This is a genomic window from Stenotrophomonas sp. AB1(2024) (genome assembly GCF_037482345.1).
Taxonomy (GTDB): Bacteria; Pseudomonadota; Gammaproteobacteria; order Xanthomonadales; family Xanthomonadaceae; genus Stenotrophomonas.
The window spans coordinates 2,882,375-2,903,537 of the sequence record NZ_JBBHKO020000001.1; the positions used below are offsets into that span (position 1 = coordinate 2,882,375).

The 21,163-nt window shown below is 67.0% G+C and carries 18 protein-coding genes; 10 read left to right on the forward strand and 8 right to left on the reverse strand.

Going from position 1 to position 21,163, the window contains the following annotated elements; translation table 11 throughout:
- Window positions 1-177 precede the first annotated feature (177 nt).
- The 9 genes from WIX41_RS13035 to WIX41_RS13075 all read left to right on the forward strand — a co-directional run bounded on the left by WIX41_RS13035 (window position 178) and on the right by WIX41_RS13075 (window position 13,438).
- The gene (locus WIX41_RS13035; protein ID WP_339448185.1) at window positions 178-654 is read left to right on the forward strand and encodes a DUF2946 family protein; all 477 of its coding nucleotides are present in this window, start codon (window positions 178-180) and stop codon (window positions 652-654) included.
- Between the two features lie 75 nt (window positions 655-729).
- A complete protein-coding gene (locus tag WIX41_RS13040) occupies window positions 730-2,790 on the forward strand; it encodes a TonB-dependent copper receptor (protein WP_339448187.1) in 2,061 nt (686 codons plus the stop codon).
- 279 nt (window positions 2,791-3,069) lie between these two features.
- Window positions 3,070-4,248, forward strand: coding sequence for an efflux RND transporter periplasmic adaptor subunit (locus WIX41_RS13045; RefSeq protein ID WP_339448189.1), 1,179 nt, complete (start codon window positions 3,070-3,072; stop codon window positions 4,246-4,248).
- Window positions 4,245-7,370, forward strand: coding sequence for an efflux RND transporter permease subunit (locus tag WIX41_RS13050; protein WP_339448191.1), 3,126 nt, complete (start codon window positions 4,245-4,247; stop codon window positions 7,368-7,370). Before WIX41_RS13045 ends, WIX41_RS13050 begins: the two co-directional genes overlap by 4 nt.
- Window positions 7,363-7,899, forward strand: a complete 537-nt coding sequence (locus tag WIX41_RS13055; RefSeq protein ID WP_339448192.1) for a GNAT family N-acetyltransferase — start codon at window positions 7,363-7,365, stop codon at window positions 7,897-7,899. The genes WIX41_RS13050 and WIX41_RS13055 overlap by 8 nt, the downstream gene beginning before the upstream one ends.
- A gap of 179 nt (window positions 7,900-8,078) precedes the next feature.
- Window positions 8,079-9,596 carry an alanine/glycine:cation symporter family protein gene (locus WIX41_RS13060; protein WP_339448194.1) on the forward strand — a complete coding sequence of 506 codons (1,518 nt, stop codon included), beginning with the start codon at window positions 8,079-8,081 and terminating at the stop codon, window positions 9,594-9,596.
- Window positions 9,589-10,422, forward strand: a complete 834-nt coding sequence (locus WIX41_RS13065) for a TrmH family RNA methyltransferase (protein WP_339448196.1) — start codon at window positions 9,589-9,591, stop codon at window positions 10,420-10,422. Before WIX41_RS13060 ends, WIX41_RS13065 begins: the two co-directional genes overlap by 8 nt.
- 584 nt (window positions 10,423-11,006) lie before the next feature.
- The gene (locus tag WIX41_RS13070; RefSeq protein ID WP_339448198.1) at window positions 11,007-11,999 is read left to right on the forward strand and encodes a hypothetical protein; all 993 of its coding nucleotides are present in this window, start codon (window positions 11,007-11,009) and stop codon (window positions 11,997-11,999) included.
- Window positions 11,999-13,438: an alanine/glycine:cation symporter family protein gene (locus tag WIX41_RS13075; RefSeq protein WP_339448200.1), complete on the forward strand. Its 1,440-nt coding sequence runs from the start codon at window positions 11,999-12,001 to the stop codon at window positions 13,436-13,438. Before WIX41_RS13070 ends, WIX41_RS13075 begins: the two co-directional genes overlap by 1 nt.
- 174 nt (window positions 13,439-13,612) lie before the next feature.
- On the opposite strand, the gene WIX41_RS13080 is transcribed toward WIX41_RS13075, so the two are convergent.
- From WIX41_RS13080 to WIX41_RS13095, 4 genes are all read right to left on the reverse strand, one after another.
- A complete protein-coding gene (locus tag WIX41_RS13080; RefSeq protein WP_339448202.1) occupies window positions 13,613-15,034 on the reverse strand; it encodes a M28 family peptidase in 1,422 nt (473 codons plus the stop codon).
- 142 nt (window positions 15,035-15,176) lie between these two features.
- A complete protein-coding gene (mscL, locus tag WIX41_RS13085; protein ID WP_339448203.1) occupies window positions 15,177-15,581 on the reverse strand; it encodes a large-conductance mechanosensitive channel protein MscL in 405 nt (134 codons plus the stop codon).
- A gap of 60 nt (window positions 15,582-15,641) precedes the next feature.
- Window positions 15,642-16,352 carry a fumarylacetoacetate hydrolase family protein gene (locus WIX41_RS13090; protein ID WP_409187502.1) on the reverse strand — a complete coding sequence of 237 codons (711 nt, stop codon included), beginning with the start codon at window positions 16,350-16,352 and terminating at the stop codon, window positions 15,642-15,644.
- Between the two features lie 55 nt (window positions 16,353-16,407).
- On the reverse strand, window positions 16,408-16,683 hold the full coding sequence (locus WIX41_RS13095; RefSeq protein WP_339448205.1) for a hypothetical protein: 276 nt from the start codon (window positions 16,681-16,683) through the stop codon (window positions 16,408-16,410).
- Window positions 16,684-16,860: 177 nt separating this feature from the next.
- On the opposite strand from WIX41_RS13095, the gene WIX41_RS13100 reads away from it, so the two are divergent.
- Window positions 16,861-17,211 (forward strand): Rieske (2Fe-2S) protein, encoded by a 351-nt coding sequence (locus WIX41_RS13100; RefSeq protein ID WP_339448206.1) that lies wholly within the window; start codon window positions 16,861-16,863, stop codon window positions 17,209-17,211.
- 123 nt (window positions 17,212-17,334) lie between these two features.
- Here the strand turns inward: WIX41_RS13100 and WIX41_RS13105 are convergent, their stop codons facing one another.
- The 4 genes from WIX41_RS13105 to thiS form a co-directional block, all read right to left on the reverse strand.
- Complete coding sequence (locus tag WIX41_RS13105; protein WP_339448207.1) at window positions 17,335-19,182, reverse strand: SLC13 family permease; 1,848 nt, start codon at window positions 19,180-19,182, stop codon at window positions 17,335-17,337.
- Between the two features lie 27 nt (window positions 19,183-19,209).
- A complete protein-coding gene (gene trmB / locus WIX41_RS13110; protein WP_339448208.1) occupies window positions 19,210-19,944 on the reverse strand; it encodes a tRNA (guanosine(46)-N7)-methyltransferase TrmB in 735 nt (244 codons plus the stop codon).
- On the reverse strand, window positions 19,944-20,738 hold the full coding sequence (locus WIX41_RS13115) for a thiazole synthase (RefSeq protein ID WP_339448209.1): 795 nt from the start codon (window positions 20,736-20,738) through the stop codon (window positions 19,944-19,946). The genes trmB and WIX41_RS13115 overlap by 1 nt, the downstream gene beginning before the upstream one ends.
- Window positions 20,739-20,866: 128 nt before the next feature.
- On the reverse strand, window positions 20,867-21,076 hold the full coding sequence (thiS, locus tag WIX41_RS13120; protein WP_339448210.1) for a sulfur carrier protein ThiS: 210 nt from the start codon (window positions 21,074-21,076) through the stop codon (window positions 20,867-20,869).
- Window positions 21,077-21,163 lie beyond the last annotated feature (87 nt).

A 21,163-nucleotide genomic window follows, 5' to 3' on the forward strand; every position in this document is an offset into this window, starting at 1 on the left:
GCTACGAATTGTTACGGGCCCATTGGGATCGGGATCAATCGACCATGGGCCCATCGGGATCCGGGCCAATCGACCAACGGCGACCGCCGGTAGCGCCGGCCGTTGGCCGGCCCTCTGCGACGGTTGGTCGCACGGACTACTGCGACCTCCGAGGAGCCTGGGCGCTACCATGGCGGGGTGAACCGCCGCCGCGCCCCTTATGCCGTCCTGCTCCAGCTCGCCTTCGTGGCGACGCTGCTGATGGCGCTGGCGCCGCTGGTCAGCCGCTGGCAACAGGCGCAGGGCCCTTCGGTGATGTTGATGCCTGGCAGCATGGCGCATGTGATGCCGGCCGGGAGCACCCACGGCATGTCCATGCACGGGATGTCGGCGCATGACATGTCGATGCACGACACATCGATGCACAGCATGGCGGGCCACGCTGCGGCCCCGGCCGATACCACGCCCGCCACCCCCATAGACCCGCACGCCGGCCATGGCGAGGCGTGCGAGTACTGCATGATGGCCTCGCGGCTGATGCCGTGGCTGGCCGTCCTGATCCTGTTGTTGCCAGCCCTGCCGGTGATCGCTCCTGCGGTGCTGCGCACCGTCGCCGCGCCGCGTTCGCTGCGCTGGCCTGCCCACGCCGCGCGTGGCCCGCCGCTTCACGCCTGAAACCGCCTCCTTCATTTTCCTGCTGCGCGACGCCGTGATGGTGCCGCGCGCCTGTGCGTTTTCCGGAGTTCCACCATGACGCTTTCTTCCCGCAGCGCGGGCGCAGTGACGCGCCTGTCTGTTTCCCTGTCGCTTGCCCTGGCCGCGCTGCCCCTGCAGGCCGCCGAACGCGACGACGCGCGCACCCTCGACACGCTGGTGGTCACTGCCAGCGCACCGTCTTCGCCGCTGCACTGGGTCACCGACCCGCGCCTGCCGCGCCAGCCGGTCCCCGCCAGCGACGGTGCCGATTACCTCAAGACCGTCCCGGGCTTTGCGGCCATCCGCAACGGTGGCACCAATGGCGACCCGGTGCTGCGCGGCATGTTCGGTTCGCGCCTGAACATCGTCAGCAACGAAGGCAACCTCATCGGCGCCTGCCCCTCGCGCATGGACAACCCGCTGTCCTACATCGCGCCGGAAACCTTCGACCGCCTGACCATCATCAAGGGGCCGCAGAGCGTGCGCTGGGGTGCCGGTGCATCGGCCGGCACCGTGCGTTTCGAGCGTGATACCCCGCGTTTCGATGCGCCGGGCATCGATCTGGATGCCAGCGCGCTGGCAGGTTCGCGCAACCGCAACGACCAGGTGCTGGACCTCACGGCGGGCGCTTCGCAGGGCTACGTGCGGGTCAACGGCAATCGTTCCGAAGCCGATGATTACAAGGACGGCAATGGCGAGGTGGTGCCGTCGAAGTGGCGCAAGTGGAACAGCGATGTCGCCATCGGTTGGACTCCGGACGCCGATACGGTGCTGGAGCTGTCGGCCGGCACCGGCGATGCGATCGCGCGTTATGCGGGGCGTGGCATGGATGGCGCGGCGTTCAAGCGCACCAGCTACGCCGCGCGCTTCGAGCGCGACAACCTGCCCGGTGCATGGGACAAGCTGCAGGCCAATGTGTACTACAACGATGCCGACCACGTGATGGACAACTACACGCTGCGCGAGCCGAACCCGGACAGCAGCATGCCCATGCCGATGGCATCGAACGTGGACCGCCGCACCACCGGCGGTCGCATCGCATCGGAGTGGCGCTGGCAGGACATCGCCATCGTGGCCGGCATCGATGCGCTGGACAGTCGTCACCGCAGCCGCAACGGCATGGGCCGGAATACGTACAGGCAGACGCCGTGGTCGACCGATGCACGCCAGAAGAACCAGGGTGTGTTTACCGAGATCACGCTGGGCGAGGGTATGGCGCAACGTTGGGTAAGCGGGCTGCGTATCGACCGCGCCGAGGTCACCGACGAACGCGCCACCACCGGCATGATGGCGACGCCGAACCCGACGGCAGGGCAGCGCCGCCGCGAAGACCTGGGCAGTGGGTTCCTGCGTTTCGAACGGGATGTCAGCAGCACGCTGACCACTTACGCAGGTATCGGCCACAGCGAGCGCATGCCCGATTACTGGGAGCTGTTCTCCCCCACCATGGGGCCGGCGGGCAGCGTCAATGCCTTCAGTGCGGTGCAGCCGGAAAAGACCACACAGCTCGATATCGGCCTGCAGTACCGCGATGCACGGGTGAACGCGTGGGTGTCGGCCTACGCCGGGCGCATCCAGGACTACATCCTGTTCACCTATCGCGACGGCGGCATGATGGGCAGCACGACGCAGGCGACCAATGTCGACGCGCGCATTGCCGGTGCCGAAGCGGGCGCGGAGTTCGCGCTCGGGCAAGGCTGGAAGCTGGGCGGGACGCTGGCCTACGCATGGGGCGAGAACCGCGCCGATGGCGGCGCGCTGCCGCAGATGCCGCCGCTGGAAGCGCGCCTGAGCGCCGGTTGGGAAGGCGCACGCTGGAGCGCCGGCGCATTGGCCCGCGCGGTGGCCCGCCAAAATCGCGTAGCAACCGGGCAGGGCAACGTGGTCGCGCGCGACCTTGGCCCCAGCGCCGGCTTCGCCACCTTCGCACTCAACGCCGGCTACCGCTTCAACGACGCCCTGCGATTGAGTGCCGGCATCGACAACCTGTTCGACCGCGCCTACAGCGAACACCTCAACCTCGCCGGCAGCGCGGATTTTGGCTTCCCGGCAGACCCAATACGGATCAACGAACCTGGCCGCACGCTGTGGATGAAGGTGAATTACACCTATTGATCTTCCCCGCGTAGAGCCACGCCCTGCGTGGCTGCGCGGTGCCGGAACAGGGCGCAGCCACGCAGGGCGTGGCTCCACGCGCGAGGGGAATTTCCAGCTTGCGCACGACGCAATCCGACATGCGCTGACACACGCCGTTACACGCGCGACAGGCCCCAGCACGAAAGGCGTTGCGCCTGCCACCGGGCAATGTGAAGACCCCGGTAAACGCTTGGCACATATACCTGACAGGCTGCGCCGCTACACTCGGCGGTCGTGGAACATCAAGGGCTGTACTTCATGTCGGGACGCATCACCGCACGCATCATTGCTGGCCTCGGCCTGGTCATCCTGGCCGGGTGCAGCGGCAAGGACCAAGCCGCCCGCCGGCAGGCCGAGGTGGTGCCGGTGACCACCCAGGTGGTGCAGACCTCCGCCTGGAGTGACACCCTCCAGGCCCTGGGTACCGCCAAGGCCCGCGAGTCGGTGACCATCACCGCCAAGGTCAGCGAGATCATCGAAACCGTGCACTTCGAGAGCGGCCAGCAGGTTTCCGCCGGCACGCCCCTGGTCACCCTGCGTGGCCAGGCCCAGGAAGCGGCCCTGCTGCAGGCCCAGGCCACCTTTGCCGAAGCCGACCAGCTGTACAAGCGCCAGCGTGAGCTGGCCGCCCAGCAGCTCGTGGCCAGCGCCACCCTCGACACCCAGCGCGCCATCCGCGATGCCGCCGAAGCGCGCGTGCACGAAATGCAGTCCGATATCGGCGACCGCCGCGTGCGCGCCCCGTTTGCCGGCGTGCTCGGCATCCGCCAGGTCAGCGAAGGCTCGCTGGTGACCCCCACCACCGTCATCGCCACCCTCGACGACATCGAGCGCATGCATGTCGACTTCCAGGTGCCCGAGGCCGAACTGGCCTCCGTGGCCAAGGGCGACAAGGTCAGCGCCACCAGCGTGGCCTACCCGGGCCGTACCTTCGAAGGCGACGTGGCCACCATCGATACCCGTGTCGATCCCGGTACGCGTGCGGTCAACGTGCGTGCCGATTTCATCAACGCCGACCACGCCCTGCGTCCGGGCATGCTGCTTGACGTGCGGATGTTCCGCCCCGAACGCCAGGCGCTGGTGATTCCGGAAATTGCCGTGGTCCAGGTCGGGCGCGATTCGTTCGTGTTCCGGGTCAAGGCCGACCACACCGTCGAGCGCGTCGACGTGGTCAGTGGCGCGCGCCGCTCGGGCGTCGTCGAAATCCGCGAAGGGCTGAAGGCGGGCGATCGCATCGTCGTCGATGGCACCGGCAAACTGCGCCCCGGCCTGAAAGTGAATGACACTGCCGCGCCGGCAGCGGCACCTGCTGCACCTGCACCCGCCGCAAGCCCGGCCGACGCACCCGCTGAAAAGGCCACCGCCCCGGCCCCTGCCGGCACCACCGGTCTGCCGGCCGGCGCCGCCGCCGCGGCACCCACGAGCACCGCCGGATGAAACTCTCCAACATCTCCATCCAGCGGCCGGTCTTTGCCGTAGTGATGAGCCTGCTGCTGGTCGTGCTGGGCATCATGTCCTTCACCCGCCTGACCCTGCGGGAGCTGCCCGCGATCGACCCGCCGATCGTCTCGGTGTCGGTCGATTACACCGGCGCTTCGGCCGCCGTGATCGAAAGCCGCATCACCCAGGTGCTGGAAGACGCACTGGCCGGCATCGAAGGCATCGACACCATCAACGCGCGCAGCTCCAACGGCCGCGCCCAGGTCAGCATCGAGTTCACCTCCAACCGCGATATCGAAGCAGCCGCCAACGACGTGCGTGACGCGGTCAGCCGCGTGGCCGACCGCATGCCCGAAGAGGCACGCCCGCCGGAAATTGCCAAGGTCGAGAGCGACGCCGATCCCATCATCTGGTTCAACATGACCTCCTCCAGCATGAACACGCTGGAGCTGAGCGATTACGCCGACCGTTACGTGGTCGACCGTTTCTCCAGCCTGGATGGCGTGGCCCAGGTACGCATCGGTGGGCGCCAGCGCTATGCGATGCGCATCTGGCTGGACCGCGACCAGCTTGCCGCCCGCGGCTTGACCGTGGGCGATGTGGAAACCGCGCTGCGCAACGAGAACGTGGAACTGCCGGCCGGCCGCATCGAATCGGCTGACCGCGATTTCACCCTGCGCGTGGAGCGCAACTACGTGAATCCGGAGGACTTCGCGACCATTCCGCTGGGCAAGGGCGCCGATGGCTACGTGGTGCGCATGGGCGATGTGGCCAAGATCGAACTGGCCTCGTCCGAACGCCGCGCCTACTACCGCAGCAATGGCGAGCCCGGCATCGGCCTGGGCATCGTCAAGACCTCCACCGCCAACTCGCTGGATGTGGCGCGCACCGCGCGTGCCGAAGCCGAGCGGGTCGGGCTGACCCTGCCCGAAGGCACCCACATCTTCGTGGCCTTCGACAACACCACCTTCATCGAAGCTGCCGTTGACCGCGTCTACGCCACGCTGGTGGAAGCCATGCTGCTGGTGCTGGCGGTGATCTGGCTGTTCCTGGGCAGTTTCCGCGCCGCGTTGATTCCCGCCGTGACCGTGCCGGTCTGCCTGGTCGCCGCGTTCATTGCCCTGTACGCCTTCGGCTTCTCGATCAACCTGCTGACGCTGCTGGCGCTGGTGCTGTGTATCGGCCTGGTGGTCGACGATGCGATCGTGGTGGTCGAGAACGTGCAGCGCCGCATCGACCTGGGTGAGCCGCCACTGGTGGCGTCCAAGCGCGGCACGGCGCAGGTGGCCTTCGCCGTCATCGCCACCACTGCGGTGCTGGTTGCGGTGTTCCTGCCGGTAGGCTTCCTGGAAGGCAACACCGGCCGCCTGTTCCGCGAACTGGCCGTGGCCCTGGCCGCCGCCGTGGCGCTGTCGGCATTCGTGTCGCTGACATTGACCCCGATGATGGCCTCCAAACTGCTCAAGCCGCATACCGGCCAGGCGCCCAGGGGCCTGCATGGGCTGATCAACCGCAACCTGGATCGGGTCTCGGCGGCCTACGGCCGCGTGCTCGATGCGCACGTGGGCAAGACGTGGATCTACGCGGTGTTGATGCTGCTGTCGCTGGCCGCCAGCGCGCTGCTGCTCAAGGTGCTGCCCTCCGAACTGGCGCCGGCCGAAGACCGTGGCTCGTTCCAGATCATGATCGATGGCCCCGAAGGCGCCGGCTACGACTACACCGTCGCCCAGGTGCAGGAAGTGGAGAAGGTCGTGTCCGGCTTCGTCGGCGACGACAAGCCGATCGTGCGCGCCAATCCGCGGGTTCCTGGCGGCTTCGGTGCCAGCGAGGAAATGCACACCGGCCGCATCAGTGTGTTCCTGCAGCCGTGGCGCGAGCGCTCCACCGACACGCCCGAAGTGGCGGCCGAACTGCAGAAGGAACTGGACGGCATCCGTGGCGTGCGCGTGCGCACCCAGGTCGGCGGTGGCCTGGTCCGCAGCCAGGGCCAGCCGTTCCAGATCGTGCTGGGCGGTCCCGAATACGCCGAAATCGCGCAGTGGCGCGACCGCATGCTCGAACGCATGGCCGACAACCCCGGCCTGGTCGGCCCCGATTCGGATTACAAGGAAACCCGGCCGCAGATGCGGGTGAACATCGACCGCCAGCGTGCAGCCGACCTGGGCGTGTCGGTCACCGCGATCGGCTCGGCGCTGGAAACCATGATGGGCTCGCGCCAGGTCACCACCTTTGTCGACAACGGCGAAGAGTACGACGTGCTGGTCCAGGCCGGCCGCGAAGGCCGCGCCTCGCCCGACGGCCTGGCCGCCATCCGCGTGCGCGCCACCAATGGCGAACTGGTGCCGCTGTCCAACCTGGTCACGCTCAGCGAAGTGGCCGAGGCAGGCAACCTCAACCGCTTCAACCGCCTGCGTGCCATCACCATCAGTGCGGGCCTCGCCCCGGGGTATCCGCTTGGTGAGGCGATCGCCTGGGCCCAGCAGACCGCGCGCGAAGAGTTGCCGCAGCACGCGCAGATCGACTGGAAGGGCGAATCGCGCGAGTACCAGAACGCCGGCAGCGCGGTGCTGCTGACCTTCGCCATGGCCCTGCTGGTGGTGTACCTGGTGCTGGCCGCACAGTTCGAAAGCTTCATCCACCCGCTGGTGATCATGCTCACCGTGCCGCTGGGCGTGCTCGGTGCGCTGCTGGGCCTGTATGTCAGCGGGGGTACCATCAACCTGTTCAGCCAGATCGGCATCGTCATGCTGGTCGGCCTGGCGGCCAAGAACGGCATCCTGATCGTCGAATTCGCCAACCAGCTGCGCGACGAAGGGCGTGATGTGCACCGCGCCATCGTCGAATCGGCGATGGTGCGCCTGCGCCCGATCCTGATGACCTCCATCGCCACCGTGGTCGGCGCGATCCCGCTGGTGGTCGCCGGTGGCCCCGGCTCGGCCAGCCGCGGCACCATCGGCATCGTGGTGATCTTCGGCGTCACCGTGTCCACCTTCCTGTCGCTGTTCGTGGTGCCGGCGTTCTACGCGCTGCTGGCGCCGTACACGCGTTCGCCCGAAGCGGTGGCGCGCGAACTGGAGAAACAGGAAGCAGAAACCCCCTCTGTCGGCGGTCATGCCTGACCCGGCGCCGCGGCTGACCGGTGATGGGTTCGTGCTACGCCCCTGGCGCAGCGACGATCTGGACGCCCTGCTGCGGCATGCCAACGATGAAGCGGTCTCGCGCGGTCTACGCGACCGCTTTCCGTTCCCCTACACCCGCGCCGACGGCGAGGCCTTCCTGGGCGGCCGGGTCCTGGCACCGGGCACGCTCAACCTGGCCATCGAGATCGACGGTGCGGCCTGCGGCAGCATTGGCGCCCAACCCGGCACCGCCGAGCGCGGGCATACCGCCGAGCTGGGCTACTGGCTGGGGCAGGCCTACTGGGGGCAGGGCTGGATGACCCGCGTGGTGGGCCTGTTCGCGCCGTGGGTCATGGACGAGCTGGGCCTGTTCAGGCTGCAGGCCGAGGTGCTGGATTTCAACGAAGGCTCGGCCCGGGTGCTGCTCGGCAACGGGTTCACCGAGGAGGGCACGGCCCGTGCTGCGGTGTTCAAGCGCGGGCGGCTGCATGACCTGCGGCGTTTCGCCCTGATCCGCCAGCCCACGTAGAGCGGGGCTCTGCCCCGCTGCCGGGAAGGTCGACCGCCGCTGCCCTGACCAACGGTCAGGGCCTACCGGCCTTATCGGGCCTATCGGCCCTATCGGGCTGAGCCGCGATCATGGAGAATCGACCGGGTCCCTTCCAGCCGACGGGACGTCCTTCATTTTCCGCCGACTGGAGAGAGCGCGTGGAAGCAGTAGTTGAGTTCATCAATGGCATCATCTGGAGCAAGGCGCTGATTTTCCTGTGCCTGGCTGCAGGCCTGTACTTCAGTGCCCGCACGCGCTTCATGCAGCTGCGCGGATTCTTCGAAATGTGCCGCCTGACCGTACAGGGCGAAAAGTCCGACGCCGGCGTGTCTTCGTTCCAGGCGCTGGCCATGTCCATGGCCGGCCGCATGGGCATCGGCAATATCGCCGGTGTGGCCACCGCGATCGCCTTCGGTGGTCCCGGTGCGATCTTCTGGATGTGGGTGATGGGCTTCCTGGGCGCATCCACCTCGTATGTCGAGTGCACCCTGGCGCAGATCTACAAGACCAAGGATGCCGAAGGCCGCTATCGCGGCGGCCCGGCGTACTACATCGAAAAGGCCATGGGCCTGAAGTGGTATGCGATGGCCTTCGCCATGGCCACGATCGTTGCCGCTGGCTTCCTGATGCCCGGCGTGCAGGCCAATGCCATCGCCGACAGCATCATCAACGCCTGCCGTGGCGGCGCGCTGTGCGGGCCGCTGGATGGCCAGGTGATGGGCATGGAATCGGTGCAGGCGCTCAAGCTGGGCATCGGCATCGCCGTGGCCCTGCTGCTGGGCGTGGTGATCTTTGGCGGCGTCAAGCGCATCGCCAACTTCGCCGAAGTGGTGGTGCCGTTCATGGCCGGCGGTTTCATCCTGATGGCCATCACCATCATGATCCTCAATGCCGATCGCGTGCCGGACATGTTCCGCACCGTGTTCAGCAGCGCCTTCGGCGCCCACGCCGCGTTCGGCGCAATGATGGGCCTGGCCGTGGAATGGGGCGTCAAGCGCGGCATCTACGCCAACGAAGCAGGGCAGGGCACCGGCCCGCACGCCGCTGCGGCGTCGGAGGTTTCGCACCCCGCCAAACAGGGTTACGTGCAGGCCTTTGCGGTGTATTTCGACACCATGATGGTGTGCACCTCGACCGCGTTCCTGATCCTGGCCGCGGGCACCTACAACGTGTACTCGCCGGTGGCCGGCGCCGAACCGGTGTTTGCCGGCCTGGCCGGTGTTGCCGAAGGCGCGGGCTACGCGCAGGCGGCGGTGGAAACCGTGCTGCCGGGTTGGGGTTCGGCCTTCGTGGCGATGGCGATCTTCTTCTTCGCCTTCACCACCATCATGGCCTACTACTACATGGCCGAAACCAACCTCAGCTACATCAACCACAACCGCAAGCGCCCGCTCACCGTGCTGGCGCTGCGCCTGGGCATCATCGGCATGGTGGTGTTCGGCGCCATCCACAACGCCAAGATGGCGTGGGCGCTGGGCGACATCGGCGTGGGCCTGATGGCCTGGTTGAACATCATCGCCATCCTGATCGTGCAGAAGCCGGCGCTGCTGGCCCTGCGCGATTACGAGCGCCAGAAGAAACTCGGCCTGGATCCGACCTTCGACCCCGATGCCCTGGGCATCAAGAACGCCGATTTCTGGCGTCACCGCAAGCTGGAGCCGTCCCGTAGTGAATGACCCCTGGAAAAACGCCCGCCGCCCGTCCTCGCGACCGCCTCGGGCCACCCCGCTGCCGCCGCGCGAAGGTGGCACCCCGCCACCGCCGGGGCGCGGCAACGACGAGCTGCGCCTGTATGGCTGGAATGCCGTGCAGGCACTGTTCGAACGCCGGCCGCAGGCACTGCGCAAGCTGTACCTGGCCGAGGCGCTGATTCCACAGTTGCAGCCGCTGCTGAAGTGGTGCGTGGCCAACCGCGTCGGCTACCGCGTGGTGGAGGAGGGCGACCTCAACAAACTGGCCACCACCACCCACCACGAAGGCGTCGTGGCCGATGTGCTGCGTGCGCCGATGCTGGAGCTGGGCGAATGGCTGGCTGCGCTGCCGGCCGGCAAACCGGCGCTGGCGTTGTGGCTGGATGGCGTGGGCAACCCGCACAACTTCGGCGCCATCCTGCGTTCGGCCGCGCACTTCGGCGTGGCCGGGCTGCTGTTGCCGCCCGATTCCACGCTGGCGTTGTCCGGCGCGGCGGCGCGCGTGGCAGAAGGTGGCGCCGAAGTAGTACCGCTGGTGCGGCTGCCGGCGCTGCCGCAGGCGATGGACGCACTGCGTGCCGATGGCTTTGGTCTTGCCGCCACGCTGGTGGAAGGCGGTGCGGACCTGTTCAAGAGCACGTTGCCGGCGCGACTGGTGTACGTGATGGGCGCCGAAGGCGAAGGCATGGATCGTGCGCTGGCACAGACCTGCGATCTGCAGGTTTCCATTCCAGGTAGTGGTGCAGTAGAGAGCCTCAATGTCGCATCGGCAACAGCCGTGTTGCTGTCGTACTGGTACGCACAGCGGTAGGCGATGGCCGTTGGTCATCGTTGCTTTGATCGGGGTAACGCAGGCGCGCTGCCCTACGCGATGTGATCGACTTCTCCAATGAAGTAGTGCCTACAGTCGATTCGGATTTTTCGCATGGTGCGCAGCCTTCGTGCTGCGTCACAGTGCCAAGTGGCGCCGTACTGCGTAGGTGAGGAGAGACACCCACCCAGTGCGGCGCCGTTGTCCGGATCACGGTCTGTTCCGTGGCGCTCACCGCGTGGGGTGTGATGAATCCCGGTAGCCCGGCCATCTGGCCGGGCTTTTTTTGTTCCCCATCGCAGTGCTCAAGGGTGGAATACGACATCTCGGGCCTGCGCACCGGTTCCACCAACGTGTGCGCGCAGTGACGTTTCGGGCCGCTCGGGATTGAAATCCGGAAGCGCGTTTCATAGGGAATTTCCGCAGAAAAATGTGCATGGCGCGAAAGGCATCTTCGTGCGTGCGCCCGCGCACAGAACGCACTATTCGCGTGATTTACCGATTTTTCCGAGATGACTTCCTGTACAGATTGCCGGTGCGGCGGATTGGCTTGCCGCATCACTCTGTTACCAATGAGGCATTTCATGACATTCGATGCGCTGCGTTCCCTGCGCCCCATTTCCTTCGCCCTGATCGCCGGCCTGCTGCCCGCCGCGGCACAGGCGGCCGAGCACACGCTCGACGGCGTCAATTTCATGGGGCCGCTGATCACCCCCAATCCGGCCGGCCTGCCCAAAGGCAATGCCTTCATCGAGCCGTACCTGATCCGCATCGACAGTGACCGCTACTTCGACGGCGAAGGCCGCCGCCATGACAGCGACGGCCGCAGCGCCGCCTGGCTGACCGTGGTGCCGATCGCCTACGGCCTGGGCCAGCGCGTGACCGCGCAGGTCAACCTCAGCGCATCGCGCGCCGAGACCGGCAGCGACCGCAGCCGCGGCTTCCGTGCCGGCGATACCACGGCGATGGTGCAGTACCTGCTGCAGGCGCCGAATGAAGATGGCACCCGTCCTGCGATTTCCGTGTCGCTGAGCCAGCGCTACGCCACCGGCAGCTACGACCGCATCGATGGCAACCCGCTCAACGCGCAGGGCGATGGCGTGCAGCGCACCACCTTCGGGTTGGGCATGCAGCAGGTGGTATGGCTGCCCAACGGTCGCCCGCTGCGCTGGCGCGGCCAGCTCAGCGCCAGCCCGGCACCGGCGCGCGTGGCCATCAACGACCACAGCGTGTACGACACCCCCGATGGCTTCCGCGGCAACGTCGCGCCGGGTTCGCTGATCGGGCTGTCGGCGGCCGGCGAGTACAGCTTCAACTCCAGGTGGGTGGGCGTGTTCGAGTTCGCGGTGAGCCGGCAGAGCGACCGCCACCTCAGCGGTTACGCACCCGGTGCCGACGGCACCATGCAGCGCATCGACGAGCGTCATCCCGGCAGCCGCAACGTCACCCTGGCGCCGGCGGTGCAGTATCACTTCAGCCCCAGCGTCGGGCTGATCGCCGGCGTCGAGTTCACCGTTGCCGGGCGCAACACCGGCAGCTACATCAATCCGCAGGTCGCCCTGGGCATGTTCTTCTGATGGGCCTCGATGACATTGTCGCCCGCCTGCTGGGCATCGTCTGGAGCCCGGCGCTGGTCGGGCTGTGCCTGCTGGTCGGCCTGTACTTCAGTGTGCGCACCCGCTTCATCCAGCTGCGCGGGCTGCCCGAGATGCTCAAGCTGATGTTCCAGGGGCGCAGTTCGGCGGCGGGCGTGTCTTCGTTCCAGGCGTTGAGCCTGTCGCTGTCCAGCCGGGTGGGCGTAGGCAACATCGCCGGTGTGGCGATGGCCATCGCCTACGGTGGGCCCGGCGCGATCTTCTGGATGTGGATCGTGGCCTTCCTCGGTGCGTCCAGCGCCTTCGTCGAATCCACCCTGGCGCAGATCTACAAACAGCGCGACAGCAACGGCATGTACCGTGGCGGTCCGGCGTACTACATCGAGAAGGGGCTGGGCAAACGCTGGTATGCGGTGCTGTTCGCGCTCAGCACGGTGGTCGGTTGTGGCTTGTTGCTGCCGGGCACCCAGTCCAACGCCATCGTCAGTGCCCTCGACGAAGCGTGGGCGGCACCGGGCTGGATCACCGCCGCCGGCATCGGCACCGTGGTGGCGATGGTCATCTTCGGTGGCGTGCGCCGCATCGCCCAGGTCGCCCAGGTCATCGTGCCGTTCATGGCGCTGGGCTATCTGCTTGTGGCGGCGCTGGTAATGGCCCTCAACCTGGATGCGGTGCCGGAGATGTTCAGCATCATCGTGCGCAGTGCCTTCGGGCAGGATGCCGCGTTCGGCGCGATGATCGGCACGGCCATCCAGTGGGGTGTGCGCCGTGGCGTGATGTCCAACGAAGCGGGCATGGGCAGCGGTGCGCACCCGGCGGCGGCGGCGGAAGTCTCGCACCCGGTCAAGCAGGGCCTGGTGCAGGCGTGCTCGGTGTACATCGACACCATGGTGGTGTGCAGCGCCACGGCGTTCCTGATCCTGTCGGCCGGCACCTACAACGTGCATGACCCGGCCGCGCCGGCGCAGTGGATCGTGGCCAACGTGCCGGGGCTGGAAGCGGGCCCCCGCTACGTGCAGCAGGCGGTCGAATCGGCCCTGCCGGGCTTCGGGCGTTCGTTCATCGCCCTGGCGATCCTGCCGTTCGCGTTCACTACCATCCTGGCGCTGTACTACACGGCCGAAACCAACGTGGTGTACCTGCTGCGCAACCGGAACTCGCCGTGGGTGATGGCGCTGTTCCGTCTGGGTTTCCTCGGCGCCATGCTGTATTCGGCGTTGAACAGCGCCACGGTGGCATGGTCGCTGGGTGATATCGGCGTGGGCCTGATGACCTGGCTCAACATCATCGCCCTGCTGCTGTTGCAGAAGCCGGCGTTGGCCGCGCTACGCGATTACGAAGCCTCGCGCGGTGCCGGCCAGGACCCGGTGTATCGTCCCGATCCAGTGACGTTGCCAGACAATACGATCTGGGCAAGGTAGCGCCGTCCGTTGGACGGCGGCTCTTCGGTGAGACGCAGCGGGCCAGAGGCCCGCTCTACCAGGCGACAGCGGGCCAGAGGCCCGCTCTACTAGGCGACAGCGGGCCAGAGGCCCGCTCTACCAGGCGACAGCGGGCCAGAGGCCCGCTCTACCGAGTGACAGCGCGTTGCGCTGTCATTCGTTCGGCGGCGTGGTCGCCTTGGCTTCACTGCCGAAGCCGCCATCGGCTTCGGCAGCCAGGTAGGCGAATACCGTGTACGCGGCCACGTTCTGCGCCAGCGCGGCCGGTTCGATCTTGTCCAGCGTGTCGTCGGCGGTGTGGTGCAGGTTGAAGTAGTCCGTCCCGTCCTGCGCCAGCCACGCCCACGCGCCACCCTTGGCCGCCAGCGGGCCGACATCCGGGCCTGGGCCACCCTTGTCCGGCGCGTACTCGATGCCCAGCGGCTTGAGTACTTCGGCAATCTGGGCAGTGGCCTCGCGCGAGCTTTCCGGGTTCGGCGAACCGGTGTTGAAGGCATAGATGCGGCCGGCGCCGAAGTCGCTCTCGGCCGCCAGCTGGTGCAGCACGATGTCCTTGGCATGCGCTTCGGCATATGCCTTGCCGCCGTACAGGCCCTGTTCCTCGTTGGCGAAGGCCACCACGCGAATGCTGCGCTTGGGCGCCTGCTTGAGCTGGCCGATCAGGTGGCCGGCGGCCATGGTCAGCGCCACGCCGGCACCATCGTCGATGGCGCCGGTGCCCAGGTCCCAGGAATCCAGGTGACCACCGATCACCACTACTTCCTTGGGCAGGCTGCGCCCGGTGATCTCACCGATCACGTTGTACGAGGTGGCCGTGCCATCCCAGCCGCAATCCAGGCTGAGCTTGACCGTGGTCGGCCCCAGTGCGACCAGGCGTGCCAGCTGGTTGGCATCGGGCACCGACAGCGCCGCCGACGGCACCGGGGTCAGGCCGTCGTCGAAACGGGTGATGCCGGTGTGCGGCACGCGGTGCGAATCGGTACCGGCCGAACGCATCACAAAGCCCACCGCGCCCTTGCGGATCGCTTCGGACGGGCCCTTGCTGCGCACCGCGCCGCCCTTGCCGTAATCGCGGCCGTCGCGGTAGGCGGTCATCTGGTAATCAACGAAGGCGATCTTGCCCTTGAGCGAGCCTTCCGGCGCGGCCTGCAGCGCGGCCAGGTCGGCAAAACGCACCACTTCGGCTTCCACGGTGCCGCCCGGGCTGCCGCCCAGTGCGGTGATGCTCAGCGGCTGCGCATGCTTGCCCACCACCTGGGCCTGTTCACTGCGGCGTTCCCACTTGGGGAAGGTCACCGGCTCTTTCCAGACCTTGTCGAAACCCAGCGCCTTGAACTTGGCTTCGGCCCAGGCCACGGCGCGGGCATCGGCTTCGCCGCCGGCGATGCGCGGACCGATCTCGGTCGTGAGCGATTCGACCACCTTCCAGCCGGTGTCGTCCTTCAAGGCCTGCTCACGCAGTTCGGCAGCGGTGGCCAGCGACTTCGGCGGCAGGGTGGTGGTGCCCGTCGCGGCGAATGCCGGGGCGGCCAGCAGAGCGAGGGAAGATGCGATGGCAAGGACGCGGCGACGCATGGGACGGACTCCGGGGAACAGGGCGGAAGCCCCCGAGCTTAGCAGCCTGCCCGCGCCGCACATGGGCGAGAGGTCATGGTTCTAAAATGTGTGCCGGCCAACGGCCGGCGCTACCGGAGGCACCGGCAGCACCGGCGGGTGATTATTTCTTGAGGTTGTCGCGGATCTCGCGCAGCAGCAGCACTTCTTCCGCCGGTGCGGCCGGTTCGGCTTCCTTCTTGCGGGCCAGGCGGTTGATCACCTTGACCACCATGAAGATCGCGAACGCCACGATGAGGAACTGCACCAGCGTGTTGAGGAAATCACCGTAGCCGATCACCACCGCTGGAATTTCCTGCCCATCCGGTCCCAGCCGTGCCGGCGCCAGCGTCCACGCCAGCTCGGAGAAGTCCACGCGGCCGATTGCCCAGCCCAGCGGCGGCATGATGATCTTGTCCACCAGCGCGGTGACGATCCTGCCGAACGCAGCACCGATGACGACACCGACCGCCAGGTCGATGACGTTGCCACGCATGGCAAATTCCTTGAACTCAGTCAGCATTCCCATCGGGTTCTCCTGTAGCGGGGGGACATCAAAGGACGCCGCAGCGTAACGCAGCGCGTGTCGTCATCCGGCGATGATGCCGTGCCGCTCGGCCACGTTTTCCAGGCGCGCGCTGAAACGGTCGCCGGGCTTGAGTGCCGCCACGCCGGCCGGTGTACCCATGAATACCAGGTCGCCGGCACGCAGCGCCCACAGCCTGGACAGCTCGTGCAGGATTTCCGGCACGTTCCAGATCATCTGGTCCAGCAGCGACTGCTGGCGCACTTCGCCATTGATTTCCAGCGACAGGTTGAGCGCGGCAAGATCGCCCACTTCGCCGGCCGGCACCAGTTCGCTGACCGGTGCGGAATGGTCGAAGCCCTTGGCCGAATCCCAGGGGTGGCCCTTGGCCTTGGCCGCGGCCTGCAGGTCGCGGCGGGTCAGGTCCAGGCCGACCCCATAGCCGAACACCAGCGCCTCGGCCTGGTCGACCGGCAACTCACCGGCCGGCGCATCGCGGCCAATGGCCACCACCAGTTCCACTTCGTGGTGCAGGTCCTGGGTGGCGGGCGGGTAGGGGATCACATCGTCATGGCCGACCACGATGGCATCGGCCGGCTTGCTGAAGAACATCGGGCGGCCGCGATCATCGGCGGCGGGCACCGCAGCGCCCATTTCCCTGGCGTGGTCGGCGAAATTGCGCCCGACACAGTAGATGCGCCGCACCGGAAACGACCCGCCACCGGCGACCGGGATGCGGGGCTGTTCGGGGGCAGGGATTACATCGGTCATCAGCGTGTCCTGTTACAGGGTTCACGCAGTGTAGCGCCGGGCCACGCCCGGCGACATCTCAACGCGACAACGGCAATGCCTGCTTGCGCACCACGCGGTACTCGCCTTCCACCACCTGCGGATCGGCCGCACGCACGGCCTGCCTGCGCTGGGCCAGCAGCTTCCACGCCACACCGGCGATGATCATCGCCGCACCCACGAACACGCCCACGAACACCAGCGCGGCCAGGATCGCCAGACCGAGCAGGCCCACCGCCACGCGCACCAACGGATGGCGCGGCTTGCGCGGCGCAAACAGGGAGCGGAACTGGTTGAACTGGAAGCGGTTGTACATGACGGTTCTTTGGCTGAAGTCAGCGAGGAGCCAGTATCCCGGCAGTGCTATGCCATTGAGTGAAAAAGTCGTTAAGCGCGCGTCGTGTTTATTTTAAATCAATGACTTGTGTTCATCGTGGAGCCAGCCACATGAGCGCGTGCGACAATCGCGCACCGTGTTCTGGATCGCGTTGTCATGTCTGTTTCCACTGCTCCCGCCGCTGCCCTGATCGCGCTGGAACGTATTATTGACGGGGGATTTGCCGAGGTGGAGGGATGCATTGACGGCGACCACGAGTCGTTGGTGCTGTACCGCGACGGCGACAGGGTGCGCGGCTGGCTGAACATCTGTCCGCATGCCGGCCGGCGGCTGGATTGGGCGCCCGGGCAGTTCCTCAAGAGCAAGGCTGGCGACCTGGTCTGCGCCGCGCATGGCGCGTCGTTCTCGCTGGATGATGGCAGTTGCGTGGCCGGCCCCTGCAAGGGTGACCGGTTGCGCAGCGTGGCGGTGAAGGTCCACGAGGGCTACGTTTACCTCGCACCCTGACGGTAGCGCCGGCCGTTGGCCGGCCCAGGCGGTACATGGATCACCGTAACCCCGACGATGCGAGATCGCGTGTAATCCGAGGGCCGGCCAACGGCCGGCGCTACCGGTTCCACGCGGCATCTCTTAGAACATCAGATTGATCATCACCACCACAACAATGGTGTAGATCAACGACAACGGCGCGCCCACCCGCCACAACTCGCGCGGGGTGTAATTGGCCGGGCCGGTGATCATCGAAATCACTGGATTGGACGCGGTCATCAAATTGTTGGACGCCGACAACGCCACGATCAGCGCAAACGCGGTCGGGCTGCCACCGGCCGCCAGCGCCAGGTTCACCGCAATGGGTACCATCACGATCGTCGCGCCCACATGACTGATCACCAGCGAGAACACCGTGGTCAGCAGCGCCAGTGCGATCTCCAGCACCCACACCGGAATGCCGGTGGGCAGGCGGTCAATCGTGTGGCCGGCCACCCATGCCGCCGCGCCGCTGCTGTCCATTGCCCAGCCGAGCGGAATCAGCCCGGCCATCATGAACACAGTTTTCCAGTTGATCGAGGCGTAAGCCTCATCCATGCGCAGCACGCCGGTGAGCAGCATGCCGGCCACCCCGGTCATCAGCGTCAGCGCCACCGGCAGCTTGGAGGTCAGCGCGATCAGGATGGTGATGGCGAAGATCGACATGGCGATCTTGAACTTGTGCGGGCGCTGCTCGCCCTTGGGGTAATCGGTGACCACCACGAAGTCGCGGCTCTTGGCGGCCTGGGCCAGGTCGGTCCAGATGCTGTGGAACACCAGCATGTCGCCCGCGCGCAGCGGCACGTTGCGTACGTCCTCGCGGATCACCTGCTTGTCGCGGTTGATCGCCAGCAGACTGATGCCGCGCTGCTTGCGCAGGCGCAGGTCCGAGGCGCTCTTGCCGATCACCTCGGAGGTGGGCGGAATCACCGCCTCGGAAATGCCGGCGCGGCTGGGATTGAAAAGATCGCCCAGGTGCTTCAGGCGCGAGGACATGCGCAGGAACTGGTTCTGGGCAAAATCGCTCACCTGCTGGCGGCCGCCCATCACCCCCAGCACGCTGCCCACCCAGATGCGCATTTCGGCCGGCGGTGACAGCCGCGTGTCGTTGCCGGTCTTGAGCGCCAGCATCAGCGGCGCGTCGTGCAGGTTTTCCGCCTCGCCCAGGGTCATGCCCACCAGTGGGCTTTCGGCGCTGACCACCAGTTCGAACACATCGCCTTCGATGCCGTAGGTCTTGGCGAAATAGCTTTCGGTGCGGGCCGGGGTGACGCCGTCGTTGGCCAGCGTTTCCTCTTCCACCAGCTTGCGGTCGCCGAAGTAGCGGAAGTACAGCAGCGATGCGGCCAGCAGCGCCAGGCCGATCGGCAGCGGCGCGAACATGCGCAGCGGTTCGATCGTGGCAAGACCGGAAGGAAGGTTGTTGTTGGCCGAAGCCAGCAGATCGTTGAGCAGGATCAGCGGCGAGTTGCCGACCATGGTCAGCGCGCCGCCCATCACGATCGCCGCGGCGATCGGCAGCAGCAGGCGCTGCAGGGTGAGCCCGGTGCGCGCCACCAGCCGCGAGGCGACCGGCAGGTACAGCGCCATCACCGACGGGTTCTGCATGAAGGACGAGTTCAGGCCGGCAATGGCCGTGGTCATCATCAGCAGCCGTGTTTCCACGCCATGGCCGCGCCGCAGCAGCCAGGCCGCCAGCCGGTTCAGCGCGCCGGTGCGGTCCAGGCCCGCACCGAGGATGGTGGTGGCGATGATGCTCATCACCGCGTTACCGGAGAAGCCGCCGAAGATTTCCTCCGGCGCGATCAGGCCGGTCACGCCCAGCACCACCAGCACCACCAGCGCCACCACGTCGGCGCGGATGCGCTCGAACAGGAACATCGCCATCGTGAAGCCGACCAGCCCCAGAACGAGCTTCATGTCGGTGGTCAGCGTCAGCGTGGTGTCCATGGGGTGGTGCGGTTCCTTGGGGTGGGATCAGGTACGGTCGTACAGCAGGTCCCACACACCGTGGCCGAGTTTCTGGCCGCGGGTTTCGAAGTGCGTCTGCGGCCGCCAGGCCGGCCGTTCGACCTGGCCGCGCGGACCGGCGCGGTTGGTCAGCCCAGCGGTGGCGTCGAGCACCTCCCACATCTGCTCGGCATAGTCTTCCCAGTCGGTGGCGCAGTGCAACCGCCCACCCACGCGCAGCTTGCGCACCAGCAGCGCGGCAAACGCCGGCTGGATCAAACGGCGCTTGTTGTGGCGCTTCTTGTGCCACGGGTCGGGGAAATAGATGCGCACTTCGTCCAGCGCGCCATCGGCGATTTCCCTTTCCAGCACCTCCACCGCATCGTGGTGGTACAGGCGCACGTGGTCGGCGTTGTCGTCGGCCAGCGCATTGAGCAGGCGGCCCACGCCGGGGGCGTGCACTTCCAGCCCGATGTAATCGCGGCTGGGGTCCTGCTGCGCGGCAAAGCGCAGCGCGGCGCCATTGCCGAAGCCAATTTCCAGCACTTTGTGCGCATCGCGGCCGAAGGTCGCGTCCAGATCGCGCGGCTCGCCGGTGAAGTCCAGCCCGAAGCGCGGCCAGCGGTCGTCGAACGCGCGCTGCTGGGCCGGAGTGAAGCGGCCCTGGCGCAACACGAAGCTGCGCACCTCGCGGCGGCCTTCGGTAACGGTGAAGGGCTTGGGCGGCGCCTTGGCGCCCGCGCTGTCGAAGGGATTGGTCATCAGCCGATCAACCCGTCCACCGGCGAAGACGCGCTCGCGTAACGCTTGCGCGGGATGCGCCCGGCCAGGAACGCTTCGCGCCCGGCCTCGACCGCCTTGCGCATGGCGCTGGCCATCAGCACCGGGTTGCGCGCACCGGCGATGGCGGTGTTCATCAGCACGCCATCGCAGCCCAGCTCCATCGCGATCGCCGCGTCAGAAGCAGTGCCTACGCCGGCATCGACGATGATCGGCACCTTCGCGCTTTCGATGATTTCCAGCAGGTTGTACCGGTTCTGGATGCCCAGGCCCGAACCGATCGGCGCGGCCAGCGGCATCACCGCCACGCAGCCGATCTCTTCCAGGCGCTTGGCCAGGATCGGGTCATCGGAGGTGTAGACCATCACCTCGAAGCCGTCCCTGACCAGCTGTTCGGCGGCCTTGAGGGTCTGCACCACGTCCGGGTACAGCGTCTTCTGGTCGCCCAGCACTTCCAGCTTGGTCAGGTTGTGGCCATCGAGCAGCTCGCGCGCCAGCCGGCACGTACGCACCGCGTCTTCGGCGGTGTAGCAGCCAGCGGTGTTGGGCAGGATCGTGTAGCGGTCCGGCGACAGCACGTCCAGCAGGTTCGGCTCGCCCGGGTTCTGCCCGATGTTCGTGCGGCGGATCGCCACGGTCACGATCCGGGCCCCGGCCGCCTCGGTGGCAATGCGGGTTTCGTCCAGGTCCTTGAACTTGCCGGTCCCGGTCAGCAGGCGGGAAGCGTAGGTCTTGCCGGCGATCACCAGCGAATCGGGGGAAGAATGAGCAGTCATGAGCGAATTATCGCCCAACCCGACCATTCCTGTCCGGTTGCTTCGGAATGGACACGGACACCGAATGGTAGCGCCGGCCGTTGGCCGGCCCAGGCGATCCGTGGGCCGGCCAACGGCCGGCGCTACCGTCAGCCGCCACCCAGCGCGTGCACGATCTCGATCATGTCGCCGTCCTGCAGCATATGGCTGCCATGCAGGCTGCGGGTCACGATCTCGCCATTGACCTCCACCGCCACCCGACGCTCGGTCAGGTGTTCGGCCTGCAGCAGGTCCAGGACGGTGGCACTTTGCGGAAGCTGGCGGTGATCGCCATTGAGCACGATGTTGACGACGTTCATGGCGGGATTGTCCCCCAAAGTCGTCACTTCTGCGTACCCTTGCGCCCCCACCGATGCCCGCCCTGGCCTGTCCCGGCTGACGTCTGC

Excerpts from the sequence above, each read along its gene's own strand:
- thiS (WP_339448210.1), bottom strand. The coding sequence starts at position 21,076 with ATGAACGTCGTCAACATCGTGCTCAATGGCGATCACCGCCAGCTTCCG.
- WIX41_RS13100 (WP_339448206.1), top strand. The coding sequence starts at position 16,861 with ATGTCTGTTTCCACTGCTCCCGCCGCTGCCCTGATCGCGCTGGAACGT.
- WIX41_RS13050 (WP_339448191.1), top strand. The coding sequence starts at position 4,245 with ATGAAACTCTCCAACATCTCCATCCAGCGGCCGGTCTTTGCCGTAGTG.
- WIX41_RS13045 (WP_339448189.1), top strand. The coding sequence starts at position 3,070 with ATGTCGGGACGCATCACCGCACGCATCATTGCTGGCCTCGGCCTGGTC.
- mscL (WP_339448203.1), bottom strand. The coding sequence starts at position 15,581 with ATGGGAATGCTGACTGAGTTCAAGGAATTTGCCATGCGTGGCAACGTC.
- WIX41_RS13095 (WP_339448205.1), bottom strand. The coding sequence starts at position 16,683 with ATGTACAACCGCTTCCAGTTCAACCAGTTCCGCTCCCTGTTTGCGCCG.
- WIX41_RS13075 (WP_339448200.1), top strand. The coding sequence starts at position 11,999 with ATGGGCCTCGATGACATTGTCGCCCGCCTGCTGGGCATCGTCTGGAGC.
- trmB (WP_339448208.1), bottom strand. The coding sequence starts at position 19,944 with ATGACCAATCCCTTCGACAGCGCGGGCGCCAAGGCGCCGCCCAAGCCC.
- WIX41_RS13070 (WP_339448198.1), top strand. The coding sequence starts at position 11,007 with ATGACATTCGATGCGCTGCGTTCCCTGCGCCCCATTTCCTTCGCCCTG.
- WIX41_RS13080 (WP_339448202.1), bottom strand. The coding sequence starts at position 15,034 with ATGCGTCGCCGCGTCCTTGCCATCGCATCTTCCCTCGCTCTGCTGGCC.
- WIX41_RS13105 (WP_339448207.1), bottom strand. The coding sequence starts at position 19,182 with ATGGACACCACGCTGACGCTGACCACCGACATGAAGCTCGTTCTGGGG.
- WIX41_RS13115 (WP_339448209.1), bottom strand. The coding sequence starts at position 20,738 with ATGACTGCTCATTCTTCCCCCGATTCGCTGGTGATCGCCGGCAAGACC.
- WIX41_RS13055 (WP_339448192.1), top strand. The coding sequence starts at position 7,363 with ATGCCTGACCCGGCGCCGCGGCTGACCGGTGATGGGTTCGTGCTACGC.
- WIX41_RS13040 (WP_339448187.1), top strand. The coding sequence starts at position 730 with ATGACGCTTTCTTCCCGCAGCGCGGGCGCAGTGACGCGCCTGTCTGTT.